We start from the raw sequence: 16,288 nt of genomic DNA on the forward strand, positions 1-16,288 counted from the left end.
GGGCAAAGCAAGCCGCCCCGGTTAAAAAAATTCAGGTGCTTTCGCGCGCCAGGATTTTGAATTCGACGACGTCGGACGCCCGCGGACGTGGCAGCCCAAGGCGCTGTGCGTCGGCACTGGCCACCAGCAATTCACCGGCGCGCCGGCCTATGCGATAGGGATCGACCGAGACGGTGGTGATGGTCGGCGTGCAATAGCGCGAGACTTCGAAATCACCGAAACCGGCGATCGCGATGTCATCGGGGACGCGTCGCCCCTGTCGATGGCACTCCATGATGGCGCCGAACGCCGACAAGTCACTGACGCACATGACCGCCTCGGTGTCCGGCCACTTTTCCAGCAGCCGTTTCACCGACTCGCCACCATGGCTCATGGTGATGGGCGACTCGCCATACTCCATCACCCGAGGCTCCCCTGCCCCCAATGCCGCGACCGCCTGGAGGTAGCCTTGCTGACGTTGCTGGCCACGGTGGTCGAGTACCGAGGCACCGCCGATGTAGCCAATGCGCCGGTAGCCTTGCCGATGCAGGTGTTCGTAGAGCGCGGCGGCGGCAGCGACGTTGCTGAACCCCACCGATTGCTCGATAGGGTCCTCTGGAATGTCCCAGGTCTCGACCACGGGCACTTGTGCCTGGCGCAGCAGTTTGCGGGTTTCGTCCAGGTGCGCGCTGCCGGTCAGCATCACACCCACCGGCCGATGGCGCAACAGCGTGCGGACCAGCAAGGCTTCCTGCTCCAGGTGGTAATCGGTGTCTCCCAACAGCAGGCACAGGCCGTGTTCGCTGACGGCATCATTGAGACCGCGCACGGTGTCGGCAAAGTTCGAGCTCGCCAACGACGGCACCAGCGCCACGATGAATTCCGAGCGCCCGGTGGCCAGGGTGCCCGCCGAGGCATCAGGCAGATAGCCGAGGGTTTCAATCGCCTCGTGGACAAGCTTTTGCGTGCGCTCCGACACGTCGCGACCGGCCAGGACCCGGGACACCGTCATCTTCGAGACACCGGCCAGCTTGGCGACGTCGGCCATGCGCGGCGGCGTGGTGGTTTTGCCTGATTCCTCGTAACTCATGAACGTCCTGTTTTGCTGAAAATGACCGGCGGACCCTGGAAATCAACGCCACCAACACGGATGGTCGCTGATTATACATGGGCGCCGACGGGCCTACCTCTGCTCGTTGCAAGGGAGCCCCACGCGCCTTCAAGCACGATATTGGCGCTTTACAAAAAGAAAATGTTACCGGTAACATCAAATCATTCGAACACCCGCTGCGGTGATTCACTTTCCGTCGATACGCTTCTAACAAGAGATAAAACCATGCCTGACAACACGCTTCGGCCCCTGCGCAGCCAACAATGGTTTGACGATCCCGATCATGCCGACATGACTGCGCTCTACGTCGAACGCTTCATGAACTACGGCATGACGCGCGAGGAGTTGCAGTCGGGCCGGCCCATCATCGGCATCGCCCAAACCGGCAGCGATCTGGCACCGTGCAACCGCCATCACCTCGAACTCTCGCAGCGCACCAAGGCGGGCATTCGCGATGCCGGGGGCATTCCGATGGAGTTCCCCGTGCACCCGATGGCCGAACAGACCCGCCGCCCTACTGCCGCACTGGACCGCAACCTGGCTTACCTGGGCCTGGTGGAGATTCTTCATGGCTTCCCGCTCGATGGCGTGGTGCTGACCACGGGCTGCGACAAGACCACGCCCGCCTGCCTCATGGCGGCGGCGACGGTGGATATACCGGCGATTGTGCTGTCGGGCGGGCCGATGCTCGACGGTCACCACAAAGGCCAGTTGATCGGCTCCGGCACGGTGCTGTGGCATGCGCGCAACCTGCTGTCCAGCGGTGAGATCGACTACGAAGGTTTCATGGAAATGACCACGGCGGCCTCGCCTTCGATCGGTCACTGCAACACCATGGGCACCGCGTTGTCGATGAACGCGCTGGCCGAAGCGCTGGGCATGTCGCTGCCCGGCTGCGCGAGCATTCCGGCGGCCTATCGTGAACGCGGGCAGATGGCCTATGCCACGGGCAAGCGCATCGTCGACATGGTCCGCCAGGACATTCGCCCGTCGCAGATCATGACCCGCGAAGCCTTCGAGAATGCCATCGCCGTGGCCTCGGCGCTGGGAGCTTCGACCAATTGCCCGCCGCACCTCATCGCGATCGCACGGCACACCGGCATCGACCTCAGCCTGCAAGACTGGCAACGCATCGGCGAAGACGTGCCCCTGCTGGTCAACTGCATGCCCGCCGGCAAATACCTCGGTGAAGGCTTCCACCGCGCCGGCGGCGTGCCGGCGGTGATGCACGAGCTGAAGAACGCCGGACGGCTGCATGAAGCCTGCGCCACTGTCTCGGGCAAGACCATTGGCGAGATCGTCAGCAACGCTGCCGCCAGCGACCCGGATGTCATCCACGCGTATGAAGACCCGTTGATTCAACGCGCCGGGTTCATCGTGTTGAGCGGCAACTTCTTCGACAGCGCGATCATGAAGATGTCGGTGGTCGGCGAAGCCTTCCGTAAGACCTATTTGTCCGAACCCGGCGCGGAAAACAGTTTCGAAGCCAGGGCCATCGTGTTCGAGGGGCCCGAGGATTATCACGCGCGCATCAACGACCCTGCGCTGGACATCGACGAGCGCTGCATTCTGGTCATCCGGGGCTGCGGCACCGTGGGTTATCCGGGCAGCGCCGAGGTGGTCAACATGGCCCCGCCTGCCGAGCTGATCAAACGCGGTATCGACTCCCTGCCCTGCCTGGGTGACGGGCGCCAGAGCGGCACTTCGGCCAGCCCGTCGATCCTCAACATGTCCCCTGAGGCCGCGGTGGGCGGAGGCATCGGCCTGCTGGAAACCAATGATCGTCTACGCATCGATCTGAACGCGCGCCGGGTTGATCTGCTGGTGGATGAAAGCGAAATGGCCCGCCGCCAGGCCGCGTTCAAACCGACCGTTCCCGCGTCGCAAACACCGTGGCAGGAAATCTACCGGCAGCAGGTTGGCCAGCTCTCGACCGGTGGCTGCCTGGAGCCCGCGACCCTGCACCTGCGGGTCATCGCGCGCAGCGGCAATCCACGTCACTCCCACTGATCCGCCACTTTGCAAAGGTTTTTGTCCATGCCCCAACCTTCCGCTGTATCGACCCTGTCGGCGTTGAACGTGCCGGCTCAAGACCTCGCTCAAGGCACCTGGATCAGTCGCGCCTGGATTCCCGGTGCCCATGCAGGGCCCGCCGTCGTCCTGCTCAAGGACGGGCAAGTCCATGACATCAGTGCCCGGGTAGCGACTGTTTCGGCACTGCTCGAACTGGATGATCCGGTGGCTTACCTGCGCAGCTTGCCGTTGCAGGCGCCGTTGATCGCTTTTGACGACCTGCTGATCAACAGCGATGCGGCCGTTCGCGACGACACACGGCCGTGGCTGTTGGCGCCGATCGACCTGCAAGCGGTGAAAGCCGCCGGGGTGACCTTCGCCACCAGCATGCTGGAGCGCGTGGTCGAAGAGCAGGCCAAGGGCGACCCGGCCAAGGCCGACAGCATTCGCGCCACCCTGACCGAGAGTATCGGCGCTGACCTCGGCGACATCGTGCCGGGCTCCTCCCAGGCTGCAGCGCTCAAGGAAGTGCTGATCAGCCAGGGCATGTGGTCGCAGTACCTCGAAGTGGGCATCGGCCCGGATGCCGAGATATTCACCAAGGCCCAGCCGTTGTCCGCGATGGGCTACGGAGCGGACATCGGTATTCACCCGAAGTCCAGCTGGAACAACCCCGAGCCGGAAGTGGTGCTGGCGGTGAACAGCCGTGGCCAGGTCCAGGGGGCGACGCTGGGCAATGACGTCAACCTGCGCGATTTCGAAGGGCGCAGCGCGTTGTTGCTGTCCAAGGCCAAGGACAACAACGCGTCGACCGCACTCGGACCCTTTATCCGGCTGTTCGATGAAACCTTCGGCATCGAGGACGTGCGCTCGGCGGAGGTCGCACTGCGTGTGGTGGGCAAGGAAGGGTTCATCATGGACGGCAGCAGCTCCATGAACCAGATCAGCCGCGACCCGCTGGACCTGGTGGCGCAAACACTCAACGAGAACCATCAATACCCGGATGGCTTCGTGCTGTTCCTCGGCACCCTGTTTGCCCCCAAGCAGGACCGCGATCTGCCCGGCGGAGGCTTTACCCATAAAGAAGGTGACCTGGTCGCCATCAGCAGCGCCAAGTTCGGCACGTTGGTCAACCGGGTGACCACCAGTGACCGCGCGCCGGCGTGGCAGATGGGTTATCGCGCCCTGCTCGACAACCTGCACGGCCGTGGCCTGGTGGCTGCCGCGATCAAGCCCCGCTAGTCAAGACGAGAATGCCCATGAACGCCTACACCGGACACAACTTCATCAATGGCGCGCGCAGCGCCAAGGGACAGTCGCGCCTGCAAAGTTTCGACGCCACCACGGGTCAGGAACTGCCGGGTTTCTTTAGTGAAGCCACGCAAGAGGAAGTGGACGCTGCCGCCCAGGCGGCGGCAACGGCCTACCAGGCCTACCGCACCCTGCCGGCCAGTCGACGCGCGGCCTTTCTCGATGCGATCGCCGATGAGCTCGACGCCCTGGGTGACGAATTCATTGCGACGGTCTGCCGCGAAACGGCTTTGCCGGCCGGGCGCATTCAAGGGGAGCGCGCCCGTACCAGTGGTCAGATGCGCCTGTTTGCCAAGGTGCTGCGACGGGGTGATTTCTACGGTGCACGCATCGACCGTGCCCTGCCCGATCGCCAACCCCTGCCCCGCCCCGATCTGCGCCAGTACCACATCGGGATCGGCCCGGTCGCCGTATTCGGCGCCAGCAATTTCCCCCTGGCCTTCTCCACCGCCGGCGGCGATACCGCCGCCGCGCTGGCGGCGGGTTGCCCCGTGGTCTTCAAGGCCCACCCCGGCCACATGGCCACGGCCGAGTGGGTCGCCCTGGCAATCATTCGCGCCGCCGAACAGACGGACATGCCGGCCGGTGTCTTCAACATGATTTACGGCGGTACGGTCGGCGCCTGGCTGGTGCAGCATCCGGCGATCAAGGCGGTGGGCTTCACCGGGTCGCTCAAGGGAGGCCGGGCATTGTGTGACATGGCGGCGGCGCGACCCGAACCCATTCCAGTGTTCGCCGAGATGTCGAGTGTCAATCCGTTGCTGGTGCTGCCCCAGGCCCTGAAAAACCGGGGTGCGAAGGTGGCGGCCGAGCTCTGCGCCTCGGTGGTTCAAGGGGCCGGACAGTTCTGTACCAAACCGGGCATGGTGATCGGCATACGCTCACCCGAGTTCGACGCGTTCCTCGATGAGCTCGCCCGGCAGATCAACGCGCAGCCGACCCACACGATGCTCAACGCCGGCGGCCTGTGCAATTACGCTGACGGCCTGGCGCACCTGCAGGATCACCCGCAGATCCATCATCGGGCGGGACATCCTCAAGTCGGTGGTCAGGCTCATCCGCAGTTGTTCGAAGCGCACGCCGAACTGCTGATCAACCGTGACGAGCTGCTGCAGCACGAAGTGTTTGGCCCGGTGGTGGTCGTGGTGGCGGTCAATGACCGGCAACACCTGCAGCAAGCGCTGCAAGGACTGCAGGGACAACTGACGGCGACCTTGATTGCCGAACCGGCGGACCTGGACGCCTTTGCCGAGTTGATTCCCTTGCTGGAACTGAAGGCCGGTCGCCTGTTGCTCAATGGCTACCCGACCGGTGTCGAGGTCTGCGATGCGATGGTGCATGGCGGCCCCTACCCGGCCACCTCGGATGCCCGAGGCTCGTCGGTGGGAACGCTGTCGATCAACCGTTTCCTGCGGCCGATCTGCTTCCAGAACTACCCTGACCGCTTGCTCCCGGACGCCTTGAAAAACGCCAATCCGCTGGGGATTCTGCGCCTGGTAGACGGCGTCAGTACCCACGAAAGCCTGAGTGAATGAGGCGACGGGGCCAGACGAAGAGATGAATGAAAACGGGCGCCAGGGCGCCCGTTCTGATTTCAGCCGTGATGCTCACCAGCCGGAAAATCGCCGCCTTCGATATGGTAGACCTTCGGCTCTTCCGAAAAGTATTCCTCCAGGCCCATCATGAACTGCCGGTGGTCTTCACTCTCTTCGAAGCCCGGCGTGTGATCTTCCAGTGAAGCCCAGCGCACGATCAGGTTGAATAGCTGGGGGCTTTCAATCCCTTGCGCGAGCAGGTGGCCGCCGTACCCCTTTGCGCGGGTGAGCAACGGTGCGACCTCCGCGAAGGCACGTCTGAATTGTTCAATGCGTTCCTTGTGCACGGGGAGCTGAGCAATCTCATAAATCATGGCGTTTCCTCTGATAAGACTTGAACGGTTGAAAACCCGCACTTACGAGATGAGCGACGGCTCGACTGCAATCGCGATTTTTCCTTGAAGGCCGTTGTTGGGGCTCTCCAGCCGGGCGTGGGCGAGTGCAAGGTCGGCAAGCGAATAGACCGCGCCCACGTGGGGCCGCAGCTGGCCGCGCTCCACCAACGCGCTCAGCTCATCCAGCTTGCCGCGGTTCTGCCGGGTGAACACGAAGTGATAACTCGCGTTCTTGCCCCAGGCCTGAACAAGGTTCTGCGGCTTTGCAATGTCCACAATCGAAACCACGCGGCCCAGTTGAGCAAGCACGTCGGGGCTGCGCGACAACGTGTCGCCGCCGATGGTGTCGAACACCACATCCACGCCGTGGCCGCCGGTTTCCCGCAGGATGGCGTCAACGTAATCCTCCTTTTCGTAGTCGATGAGCACATCGGCACCCAGGCTGCGTGCAAACTCGGCGTTCGCTTCGCGCACGGTCGTGAACACCCGCGCCCCGATGGCTTTTGCCAACTGGATCGCGACATGACCGACGCCTCCCGCGCCGCCGTGGATGAGGATGCTTTCCCCCACTTTGAGCGCGGCACGCACGGTCAGGGCTTCCCACACCGTCCCGCCCACCAGGGTCAGACTTGCCGCCTCCAGGTGGCTCAGTGACGGCGGCTTCTTTCCGATAATGCTTTCGTCTGCCACGTGGTACTCGGCATAACTGCCTGGCCCGTCGAAGATTTGCGGCGTGTACCAGACCTCATCCCCCGGGACGAAGCTCTTCACACCCGGCCCGACGGCTTCGACCACGCCCGATACGTCGTGTCCGGTAATGGCCGGCAGTGGCACCAGCTCGGCGTAATCGCCGCGTCGTACCTGATAATCCAAGGGGTTGATGGAGGTCGCGTGGACCCGCACCAGCACTTGCCCGGCACCCGGCACGGGTTTGGGCACGTCGCAGAGTTCGAACGAATCCGGGCCGCCAAATGATTTGAGCATCATCGCTTTCATTGAAAAATCCTCGTATCGACAAAAAGGGATATCGAGATATTTCGATATCTTGGGGCAAAAAAATTTACAGATCTTTCCCTATGATCTCGGCCAGTGCACTGATGGTTGCTTCATTGCGCTTGTAGTAGGTCCATTGCCCGATGCGCCTGACTTCGACCAGGCCCACTCGTTGCAGCGTTGCAAGATAACCGGACACCGTGGACTGCGAGAGCCCGATACCTTCCTGAATACTGCTGACGCAGACGCCCACCGTGAGAACGTCACCTTCATCCTGCGGAGGGAAGTTCTTAACGGGGTCCTTCAGGCCTTTCAGGATTTGAAGGCGTGTAGGGTTCGAGAGGGCTTTGAATACTTCGAGTAGTTCCATGCGCCGAGGATATCGAGATTTTTCGATATGTCAATACAAGCACCGTTATTGAATTCTGTTTGCAGGAAAACTTGGAATTGACCCGCGCGCCCTCATAACAATGTTCACACCCACCGTCCCCAGAGGAACGACAGACCATGACCGCACACACCGAAACTGCCATTCTCGCTGGCGGCTGCTTCTGGGGCATGCAGGATCTGCTGCGGCGTTATCCCGGCGTGCTGCACACGCGAGTCGGCTACACCGGCGGCGATGTGCCGAATGCCACGTATCGCAACCATGGCAACCACGCCGAAGCCATCGAGATCGTCTTCGACCCTGCCGTGATCAGCTACCGGCAGATCCTCGAGTTCTTTTTCCAGATCCACGACCCGAGCACGCCCAACCGCCAGGGCAACGACCTCGGCCCGAGTTATCGTTCGGCGATCTACTACCTCAGCGAAGCGCAACGTGATATCGCCGAGGACACCGCTGCCGACGTCGATGCGTCCAAGCTGTGGCCGGGTCGCGTTGTCACCGAGATCGAACCGGCCGGACCGTTCTGGGAAGCGGAGCCGGAGCACCAGGATTACCTGGAGCGCATCCCGAATGGCTACACCTGCCACTTCATCCGCCCGAACTGGAAACTGCCCAAGCGCGCCTGAGTCCCGGGCGCCCCGCTTCACGCGGGTGCGGCGTTGAGGTAAGTGCTTGTGCCCGAAAGCAGCCTCTTGGCAGGCTGCTTTTCCCCCTTCTCGGCCTTTGCTGCCGGCGGGACTGAGAAACCGCCAGCCGTGGTCTTTGCGCTGAACGATATGCGTGGCAGCTTCAAGCCTGTGTGAAGCCTGAAAAGAAAACTTGATCTGGTTATTGACCGATCATTCCAATATTTTTATGATCCGCAAATGGCCAGACCTAAAGAATTCGACATTGATGTAGCCCTCGACGCAGCGGTCGAAGTATTTCGCGAGCATGGTTTCGCCGGTACCTCGGCACAAATGCTGACCACCGCCATGCGCATCGGCAAACAAAGCCTCTACGACACATTTGGTGGAAAGTGGCCGTTGTACTGCTCGGCCCTGGAAAAATATGGCGCCGCTGAAACGGCTGAGCATGTCGCCAGGCTTGAAGGCAGCCCCAGCGCTCTCGAAGGCTTGGAGCAGATGCTCGAACGTGTGGTGGAACAAGCCCGGCGACCGTGTCTGGGCGTCAGTTCCATCAACGAGTTCGGCGATCAGCAGGAAGAACTGATCAAGATCCGCAAACCTGCTGGCCGGGCGTTGCGTACGGCATTGTTGAATTGCATCGGCGAAGCGAAAGAGGCCGGCGATCTGGCGGCCGATCTCGATCCGGATCATGCCGTCGCGTTTGTATTGGCCAACGTGGCCGCGATTCGCCTTGCGGCGCGGGGCGGCGCGGAACCGGCCGAATTGCGCGCCTTGGCTCGCCTCGCTATCAAGGCTCTGAAATGAGCCCCTTTTTTTGCCTAATTCTGGAATGATCGTTCAATAACGAGGTTCAAAACATGAAAGCCATTGTCATGACCCAACCGGGTGGCTGCGAAGTCATCAAATACGTTGACCTTCCAACACCCGTACCAGGTGAGGGCCAGGCACTCGTTGCGGTGGCCGCAGCAGGCGTCAACTTCATGGACATCGGTGCCAGGCAGGGCATTCTCTGGCACGACATGCCCTGCCCCAGGCTCCTTGGGGTGGAAGGCGCCGGCCGGGTACTCGCAGTGGGTGAAGGGGTCGAGGGCCTCTCGCCCGGACAACGCGTCGCCTGGGTGTACGCCCCCGGCAGCTATGCCGAGCAGATCGTCATCAGCGCATCCGCTCTGGTGCCGGTGCCCGACGACATCGATGACCGCACCGCCGCTGCCGTAATGATGCAAGGGCTGACGGCCAGCCACTTCGCGACCGACTTCTACCCTGTTCAACCCGGTGACATTGCGTTGGTTCACGCTGCGGCGGGCGGCCTGGGGCTACTGCTGACGCAAATGATCAAACTCAGGGGAGGACAGGTCATTGGGCGCGTCTCTTCCGCTGACAAGATCGCGGTTGCCAGGCAAGCAGGAGCGGACCATGTGATCGTGGATTCGCAAGGGAACTTCGCTGAAGAGGTGCTGCGCCTTACCGACGGCGAAGGCGTCCATGTGGTCTATGACGGCTCCGGCCCGAAGACCTTTCAGGGTTCGCTCGATTCGTTGCGGATATCAGGCACGTTCTGCTGGTACGGCCCGGTACTGGGCGCGCCGGCACCGTTGGACATCATGAGCCTGCCCAAGAGTATCAAGATCGGTTACGCGGCCTTCATGCACCATGTTCGGAATCCGCAACTGCTGCGCTCCCGAGCAGCCAGACTCTTCGAGCTGATTTCGACCGGCCAACTCAATGTCCGGATCGGCGCAGAGTATCCCTTGGCGCAAGCGGCAAACGCTCACGCCGATATGGAAAGCAGAAACACGACAGGCAAATTGCTGTTGATTCCGTCGCGGCTGGACGACTGAGTACGGGCTATCGAGGCATTTCCATTGGTAAACCACCCAGACGCCATCTCGGCCCCTCAAAATATTTGAACCGCTTCGGAACGCGCTCGCCTAAAGATCAGCGTGTGGATAATCCCACAGGCACTGTGCCAATACCGGCACACTCCGAGAGGTGGTCAACGTGGCTAAAGACGAGAAGAAAAGCAAAGGCGAGTCTTCAAAAGCCAGCAAGGAATTGAAAGACAAAAAATCATCACCGACCAAGAAAGCAGCCGCGGCATCGGCTCTTTCCAAATCTTCCGAAAAGAAAGACAAGAAAAAAGATGCCGAACCCAAGAAGTCTGCAAAAAAAGCTGATAGCAAGCCAGAAAAGGCCCAGAAATCAGAGAAAGCAGACAAGCCGGCGAAAAAGAAAAAGTGACCTCTGCTGTCTGCCAGGGCTTTACGCCCTGGCAGCATCATGCGGTCGATGCAACAGATTGGCTGACTCGTTCAGCGGGCGTTTCGAAGTCTGGTGTTTTTCCAAGGCCGCCATTTGGCTGCCTTGCCGAACCAGCACACGGCCACCACCCCCAGCAATGTGGTCAGCACGGCCAGGAGCAGAATCACCCGTTGCGCCCCCAGTGGTGCGGCCAACAGTGCCACCAGCAAGCCGGCCAGGGGTTGCGACAGGTTGTTGAGCAAGGTGATCACGCCAACGGTCTTGCCAAAATCCCGGGGCGCAATCACCCGCTGGCGGATGCTGCGCATGTAGACGTTGAACATCTTGTCGAAGCCGACGATCAGCAGGAAACCCGCCACATAGGTGCCCAAGCTTGAGCCCAGCGCACAGATGAACGCGCCGGCGGCGATCATCGGATAGGCGACGCCACCCAGTACCCGCAGCTGCAGCACCACCCGGGCGAGGAAGAACAAAATCATGATGGTGATCACCGCACCGGCGGCCTGCAGCCCGGCGTAGACGTCCTTGGAGGCGCTGAACTGACCGATCACCATCGCCGCCGAGGTGGCCAAGGTGACCCCGACGATCAGGTTGACGCCCACGGCCAGGGTGATGATCTTTTTCAGTTCCGGTTGTTCACGAATATGCCCGAAGGCAATACGCAGGGGCTGCAACCAGATGTCCCGATGCTGCTCGAACACCTCCAGGGTGATACGACTGAAGCGATGCCACACCCGCATGGCCAGGTCCGCGAGCAGAAACAGCCCCGCGACCCACAGCACCACCCAATGCCAGGCCCAGACCTCCAGCAGGAGTGCCGCCGCCAGTGGCCCGAGGACCAACCCGGTCTGGTCGGCGATCTGCGAGTACGACAAGGTCCTGGTGTAGCTGTAGTGCTGGAAGATGTGCGGCATCAGCACTTCCCGGGCCATGATGCCCTGGGTGGTCAGCACCCCGCACAGCGCCGAGAGCACCACCAGCCAGGCGATACCGCCGAAGAGAACATACAGCGCCACCGCCAGCCCACAGAGAAGTGCCCGGCAAACCTGGCTGATGTGCAAAATCCGAATGGGCGAGAACTTGTCGCACAAGGCCCCGCACACCGGAAATGCGAGAAAGCGCGGCAACGATTCGACGAAAAATGCCAGCCCGGCCCAGGAGGCACTGCTGGTGGTCTGAAACACCACCAGCGGCACAATGAACAGCAGGATCTGATCGGCCAGCCTGGACAGAAACAGCGAAATGAAAAAAGCCAGGTAATCCTTGCGCATGGTGACTTCCTGTCGATAAGCGGGTGGCGTCGAATGCAATCGGGTCAATTCAGGGATGACCCACTCTGGCCATCAGGCGTTGCGAGGCATCCCTGCGGCCCTTCTACGATTCAACCGGGGGCCGGGCAGGCAATGATGCCGTCATTCGAGCATGGCAGACCTCAAGTATTTCATCGGCCAGCGCAGAATCATCCGGACACGCCCGCGACAACATGATTGCACCGACAGCCTGGGCCAGCATTTCCATCATCTTCTTTCTGCCCTCTCCCGGCGGCGCATCGGGTCCCGAAGGGTACTTGTCCCCCAGCGTTTGCAACGTGCGCTCTATGCCTTCGGCGAACGTTGCCTTCAGGTGATCGGACTGGCGCGCCGCGTCGCCGCACAAGGCCGCCATCGTGCAGCCGCTGCCACGGCCGTCGCGGTGATCCCTCGACACGTAGGCGTCGATGAACGCCCGGACATCAATCGCTTCAGCACCGGCCAGCGACCGGGAAAGGCTGCCGGCACACGCCTCTACCATCAGGTCAGCCTTCGAGCCGAAGTGTTTGTAGAAACCTCCATGGGTGAATCCCGCAGCCGCCATAAGATCCGCCACGCCTATGCCGTCAAAACCCTGCTCGCGAAACACCGCTGAGGCCGTTTCGACGATGTGTTCCCGATTGGCCTGGGCCTGAGCTTTGCTGACTCTCACGCGCATCACCTCGTGTGTGCTCAAAATCCTGGGTCAATGATACATAGATGTCGATCATAATCATATTCGTTGACAGTTTAGATTTCGATCATCATCCTAATGACAAGCGGCACGACTCCCCAACACCGCTTTTTCGCGCTCAACCCCTATCACTGTTCCCGAGCAAGAGATAACCCCATGAACAACCGTCCTACCGTTCTCATCACTGGCGCCTCCACCGGCATCGGCGCGGTATATGCCGAGCGTTTCGCCCAACGCGGGCACGATCTGGTCCTGGTGGCGCGCGACCATGTTCGCCTGCAGACACTGGCCACGAGGTTGCGTAGCGAACACAGCGTCGCTATCGATGTGCTTCAAGCGGACTTGACCCTACTCAGCGATCTGGTGAAGGTCGAAGCGCGCCTGCGTGACGACGCCAGCATCGGCATCCTGGTCAATAACGCGGGCGCCGCGCAGTCGGGCACTTTCATCGAACAAAGCACTGACAGCGTCGCGCACCTGGTCGCCCTCAACACGACGGCGCTGGTACGCCTGGCCAGTGCTGTCGCTCCACGCCTGGCCAAAGCGGGCAACGGCGCCATTATCAACATCGGCTCGGTCGTCGGCCTGGCGCCAGAGTTCGGCATGTCGGTCTACGGCGCGACCAAGGCGTTCGTGCTGTTCCTTTCCCAAGGCCTCAGCCTGGAGCTTTCACCCCAGGGCGTTTATGTGCAGGCCGTGCTGCCCGCAGCCACCCGCACGGAAATCTGGGACCGTGCCGGTATCGACATCAATACCCTGAACGAGATCATGGAAGTGGGGGATCTGGTCGATGCCGCCCTGGTGGGTTTCGACCGTCGCGAGCCGGTGACCATACCGCCCCTGCAGGAAGCCGAACGCTGGGACGTCCTGCAAACCGCGCGTCAGGGCCTGCTGTCGCAGCTCAAGCAGTCCGTTGTTGCGCCACGCTACCAGACCAAGGCGTGACGCTTTCACTCTGCACGCAGTAACGATGCCGACGCGGAGATTGCCGCCAAGGCGCAGGCGTTTCTCGACGCTTGTCAGCCTTGGCGCCTCGACAGCACTACGCTGTCGGGGCCCTGCCCCGTTTTTTTCATTCCCACTGACTCGAGCACCCGAACCATGAAGGCATTTTTTATCGAGCACTACGGCAAGCAGAACGGGACGATTGGCGAAGTGCCTGACCCGGCGGTCGGCGTTCATGACGTCCTGGTCCAGGTGCACGCCGCCAGCGTGAATCCGTTGGATTCGAAGATCAGAACGGGTGAGTTCAAACTGATCCTGCCCTACTCGTTTCCCTTGGTTCTGGGCAATGACCTGGCGGGCGTCGTGGTGCGCACGGGCTCGGCGGTGAAACGATTCAAGCCCGGCGACGAAGTCTATGCGCGCCCTCCCGAGGACCGTATCGGGACCTTTGCCGAACTGATCGCCGTGAACGAAAACGCGCTCGCGCTCAAACCCACCCGTCTGGACATGGCCGAAGCCGCCTGCATCCCTTTGGCCGCCCTGACGGCCTGGCAAGTGCTGGTTGAGACCGCTCGGGTGAAAAAAGGCCAGAAGGTGTTGATTCACGCCGGCTCCGGCGGCGTCGGGACGCTGGCTGTCCAGCTTGCCAAACACCTCGGCGCCTATGTGGCGACCACCACCAGCACGGCGAATGTCCAGTGGATGAAAACACTCGGCGCGGATGTGGTCATCGATTACACACAGCAGCATTTCGAGCATGAGCTGCATGATTATGACGTGGTGTTGAACAGCCTCGGCAACGATGTCCTGGAGAAGTCGATCAAGGTGCTCAAGCCTGGCGGCCAGCTCATTTCCATTTCCGGCCCGCCGACCGCGCAATTCGCCCAGGAACAGGGCTTGCCCTGGTGGCTGCAAGCCGTCATGCGCCTGCTCAGCCGCCGGATTCGAAGCAAGGCACGCAAGCGCGGTGTCCGCTACACCTTTTTGTTTATGCGCGCCAATGGCGCACAGTTGCAGGAAATCACCACGCTCATCGACGCAGGCGCCATCAAACCGGTCATCGACCGTACCTTCCCGTTTGAATCGACAGCCGATGCGTTGAGGTATGTCGAGCAGGGCAGATCAAAAGGCAAAGTGTCCATCACAATCAAGTAAGCGCCCTGTGAACATGTCAGTCGATAATGTGAAGGCGGCCGATCGACAGACGCCGGCACCTGAACCGCAAGAGCGCCCGCGTTGCCTGAGCGTTTTTCGCGAGCAGGCTCACTCCCACAAAGTTGCTCTATATAGCAAGCCAACTAACAACATGAGTTGGTCGTCGCCAAGTTGCCTCATGACTGCATAATTTTCGTCTAACGTGAATGGGTGCCTTGCCTGCCCCCACTTCCACTATTGGAGTTCAATTATGAAAACCGTCGCTTGCTGGCTCCCGATAATGTTTACAAGTCTGTTGCTTGGCGCTTGTGTACCCTTCGATGCCGGCAGCGGTGGAGCCGGCGAGATGGAGATTCGATCCGGGAAGATTGAACAAATTACCCAGACCCAGATGCAGACCAATCACGATAGCGGTATTGGCGCGATACTGGGCGGTGTGGGTGGTTTAGGCATTGGAAGTTTGATCGGGCGTGGCACCGGCCGGGATGTTGCGATGGTGGCCGGTGCACTGGCGGGTGCGGTGGGCGGTAACTACGCGGAGAAAAAACAATACGATCAACCCAAGGATGCACAACAGATCATCGTCCGCACCAACAGTGGTGTATTGGTCTCGGTGACCCAGCCCATCAATCCCTCGCTGACCAAAGGCATGGACGTGTATGTCGAGGGATCGGGCAGCGAAGCCAAAGTGGTGCCGCAGGGTTAACGCTCATGCTCGTTCGCCGTATCGGCCGCCAGGCGCAGCTCGTCATTGGCCTGACTCAACAACTCCTTGGCGCGGGCGGCGTGACCTCCCAGGCGCGAGTCGTTGTCGCGCTGGGCCTCCCCCACCAGTCGCCAGGCCTGGACGATGTGCTCCTGGGCGTCGCGCAGGTTGCCGTGGCGATCACCGATGTCCACCTGAGGCTGATCGGCCTGGCTGGCACAACCGAAAATCAACGAGGTACAGACGACGCTACCCAACATCCACTTCCTGATCATGATCGACACCCTCTTCTCATTAATGAAACAGCTGGTCATCTGTATAACGCCTTCACAAGACCGCTAATTAACGCAATATCAAGTTCAATATTAAAATTCTTTCTAGCACTTGAAATTATTCCTGAACGAAATAAAGCGCGGCATAAAAACCCCAGGCAAACCTTTCAACTTTCATAGACCGACTTATTTAACTATTCCTTTCTGCCGCCTGTCTGAAATCCGACTCATTTGCAAAAACGCTGACTATTTTTATTTTTCAATCATCAAGGCGCGGGCAATGAAAGGAGTTATCCAATGCGAGCCCTGAAAGTACTGTGCATTGCATCATTTTTAACCGCCGGCATGTGGGTGCCTGCGGGGATCGTCCATGCCGAAGGCGATGTTGCAAAAGACGTCAGGGAAGGTGTCCGGGACGTCGATAAAGATGTCGACCGCGATGCAAAGGATGTCGATGAAGAGGCCAGGAAACTGGATAAAGAGCGGCATAAAGAAGATCGCCACCTGGATAAGGAAGAGAAGAAACACCTTTGATGGGCCGCTGTTGATGTATCTGGAATCTGCCGTGCGGATGTATTGAATGACCGATGTCATACCCAGCCCTGCCACCG

18 protein-coding genes are annotated in these 16,288 nt (G+C 60.7%); 11 read left to right on the forward strand and 7 right to left on the reverse strand.

Annotated elements, in window-relative coordinates; all coding sequences use genetic code 11:
* Nucleotides 1–31: 31 nt before the first annotated feature.
* Nucleotides 32–1,069 (reverse strand): LacI family DNA-binding transcriptional regulator, encoded by a 1,038-nt coding sequence (locus ACM6IM_RS15825; RefSeq protein ID WP_414865653.1) that lies wholly within the window; start codon nt 1,067–1,069, stop codon nt 32–34.
* A 246-nt stretch (nt 1,070–1,315) separates the two neighbouring features.
* Here ACM6IM_RS15825 and ACM6IM_RS15830 point away from each other — a divergent pair, with 246 nt between their 5' ends.
* Genes ACM6IM_RS15830 through ACM6IM_RS15840 form a run of 3 tightly spaced genes read left to right on the forward strand, consistent with a single transcriptional unit; the run spans nt 1,316 to nt 5,949 of the window.
* Nucleotides 1,316–3,100: an IlvD/Edd family dehydratase gene (locus ACM6IM_RS15830; protein ID WP_192304030.1), complete on the forward strand. Its 1,785-nt coding sequence runs from the start codon at nt 1,316–1,318 to the stop codon at nt 3,098–3,100.
* Nucleotides 3,101–3,127: 27 nt separating this feature from the next.
* A complete protein-coding gene (locus ACM6IM_RS15835; protein ID WP_414865654.1) occupies nt 3,128–4,345 on the forward strand; it encodes a fumarylacetoacetate hydrolase family protein in 1,218 nt (405 codons plus the stop codon).
* A 17-nt stretch (nt 4,346–4,362) separates the two neighbouring features.
* The gene (locus ACM6IM_RS15840) at nt 4,363–5,949 is read left to right on the forward strand and encodes an aldehyde dehydrogenase (NADP(+)) (protein WP_414865655.1); all 1,587 of its coding nucleotides are present in this window, start codon (nt 4,363–4,365) and stop codon (nt 5,947–5,949) included.
* 59 nt (nt 5,950–6,008) lie between these two features.
* Here ACM6IM_RS15840 and ACM6IM_RS15845 read toward each other — a convergent pair whose 3' ends face one another.
* The 3 genes from ACM6IM_RS15845 to ACM6IM_RS15855 form a co-directional block, all read right to left on the reverse strand.
* Nucleotides 6,009–6,323: an antibiotic biosynthesis monooxygenase family protein gene (locus ACM6IM_RS15845; protein WP_201190564.1), complete on the reverse strand. Its 315-nt coding sequence runs from the start codon at nt 6,321–6,323 to the stop codon at nt 6,009–6,011.
* A 42-nt stretch (nt 6,324–6,365) separates the two neighbouring features.
* Nucleotides 6,366–7,340 carry a zinc-dependent alcohol dehydrogenase family protein gene (locus ACM6IM_RS15850; RefSeq protein WP_201190565.1) on the reverse strand — a complete coding sequence of 325 codons (975 nt, stop codon included), beginning with the start codon at nt 7,338–7,340 and terminating at the stop codon, nt 6,366–6,368.
* A 64-nt stretch (nt 7,341–7,404) separates the two neighbouring features.
* On the reverse strand, nt 7,405–7,707 hold the full coding sequence (locus ACM6IM_RS15855; protein ID WP_192304040.1) for an ArsR/SmtB family transcription factor: 303 nt from the start codon (nt 7,705–7,707) through the stop codon (nt 7,405–7,407).
* Between the two features lie 137 nt (nt 7,708–7,844).
* Here ACM6IM_RS15855 and msrA point away from each other — a divergent pair, with 137 nt between their 5' ends.
* From msrA to ACM6IM_RS15875, 4 genes are all read left to right on the forward strand, one after another.
* On the forward strand, nt 7,845–8,351 hold the full coding sequence (msrA, locus tag ACM6IM_RS15860; protein WP_192304042.1) for a peptide-methionine (S)-S-oxide reductase MsrA: 507 nt from the start codon (nt 7,845–7,847) through the stop codon (nt 8,349–8,351).
* Between the two features lie 240 nt (nt 8,352–8,591).
* On the forward strand, nt 8,592–9,158 hold the full coding sequence (locus tag ACM6IM_RS15865) for a TetR/AcrR family transcriptional regulator (protein ID WP_414865656.1): 567 nt from the start codon (nt 8,592–8,594) through the stop codon (nt 9,156–9,158).
* A 53-nt stretch (nt 9,159–9,211) separates the two neighbouring features.
* On the forward strand, nt 9,212–10,195 hold the full coding sequence (locus ACM6IM_RS15870; RefSeq protein ID WP_414865657.1) for a quinone oxidoreductase family protein: 984 nt from the start codon (nt 9,212–9,214) through the stop codon (nt 10,193–10,195).
* Nucleotides 10,196–10,346: 151 nt separating this feature from the next.
* A complete protein-coding gene (locus tag ACM6IM_RS15875) occupies nt 10,347–10,595 on the forward strand; it encodes a hypothetical protein (RefSeq protein WP_414865658.1) in 249 nt (82 codons plus the stop codon).
* 71 nt (nt 10,596–10,666) lie between these two features.
* Here the strand turns inward: ACM6IM_RS15875 and ACM6IM_RS15880 are convergent, their stop codons facing one another.
* On the reverse strand, nt 10,667–11,887 hold the full coding sequence (locus tag ACM6IM_RS15880) for an MFS transporter (protein WP_414865659.1): 1,221 nt from the start codon (nt 11,885–11,887) through the stop codon (nt 10,667–10,669).
* Nucleotides 11,888–11,990: 103 nt separating this feature from the next.
* On the reverse strand, nt 11,991–12,578 hold the full coding sequence (locus ACM6IM_RS15885) for a TetR family transcriptional regulator (protein WP_414865916.1): 588 nt from the start codon (nt 12,576–12,578) through the stop codon (nt 11,991–11,993).
* 177 nt (nt 12,579–12,755) lie between these two features.
* Here ACM6IM_RS15885 and ACM6IM_RS15890 point away from each other — a divergent pair, with 177 nt between their 5' ends.
* The 3 genes from ACM6IM_RS15890 to ACM6IM_RS15900 all read left to right on the forward strand — a co-directional run bounded on the left by ACM6IM_RS15890 (nt 12,756) and on the right by ACM6IM_RS15900 (nt 15,405).
* On the forward strand, nt 12,756–13,544 hold the full coding sequence (locus ACM6IM_RS15890; protein WP_414865660.1) for an SDR family NAD(P)-dependent oxidoreductase: 789 nt from the start codon (nt 12,756–12,758) through the stop codon (nt 13,542–13,544).
* A gap of 156 nt (nt 13,545–13,700) precedes the next feature.
* Entirely contained in the window at nt 13,701–14,699 is a 999-nt protein-coding gene (locus tag ACM6IM_RS15895) for an NADP-dependent oxidoreductase (protein ID WP_414865661.1), read from the forward strand.
* A 280-nt stretch (nt 14,700–14,979) separates the two neighbouring features.
* Nucleotides 14,980–15,405 carry a glycine zipper 2TM domain-containing protein gene (locus tag ACM6IM_RS15900; protein ID WP_414865917.1) on the forward strand — a complete coding sequence of 142 codons (426 nt, stop codon included), beginning with the start codon at nt 14,980–14,982 and terminating at the stop codon, nt 15,403–15,405.
* Here the strand turns inward: ACM6IM_RS15900 and ACM6IM_RS15905 are convergent.
* Complete coding sequence (locus ACM6IM_RS15905; RefSeq protein ID WP_414865662.1) at nt 15,402–15,680, reverse strand: hypothetical protein; 279 nt, start codon at nt 15,678–15,680, stop codon at nt 15,402–15,404. The two genes, ACM6IM_RS15900 and ACM6IM_RS15905, sit on opposite strands and share 4 nt — an antisense overlap.
* Before the next feature lie 294 nt (nt 15,681–15,974).
* Between ACM6IM_RS15905 and ACM6IM_RS15910 the strand changes: the two genes are divergently transcribed.
* Nucleotides 15,975–16,211 carry a hypothetical protein gene (locus ACM6IM_RS15910; RefSeq protein ID WP_242525441.1) on the forward strand — a complete coding sequence of 79 codons (237 nt, stop codon included), beginning with the start codon at nt 15,975–15,977 and terminating at the stop codon, nt 16,209–16,211.
* Nucleotides 16,212–16,288: the final 77 nt, after the last annotated feature.

The organism is Pseudomonas sp. IT-P12 (assembly GCF_949767465.1).
GTDB lineage: Bacteria > Pseudomonadota > Gammaproteobacteria > Pseudomonadales > Pseudomonadaceae > Aquipseudomonas.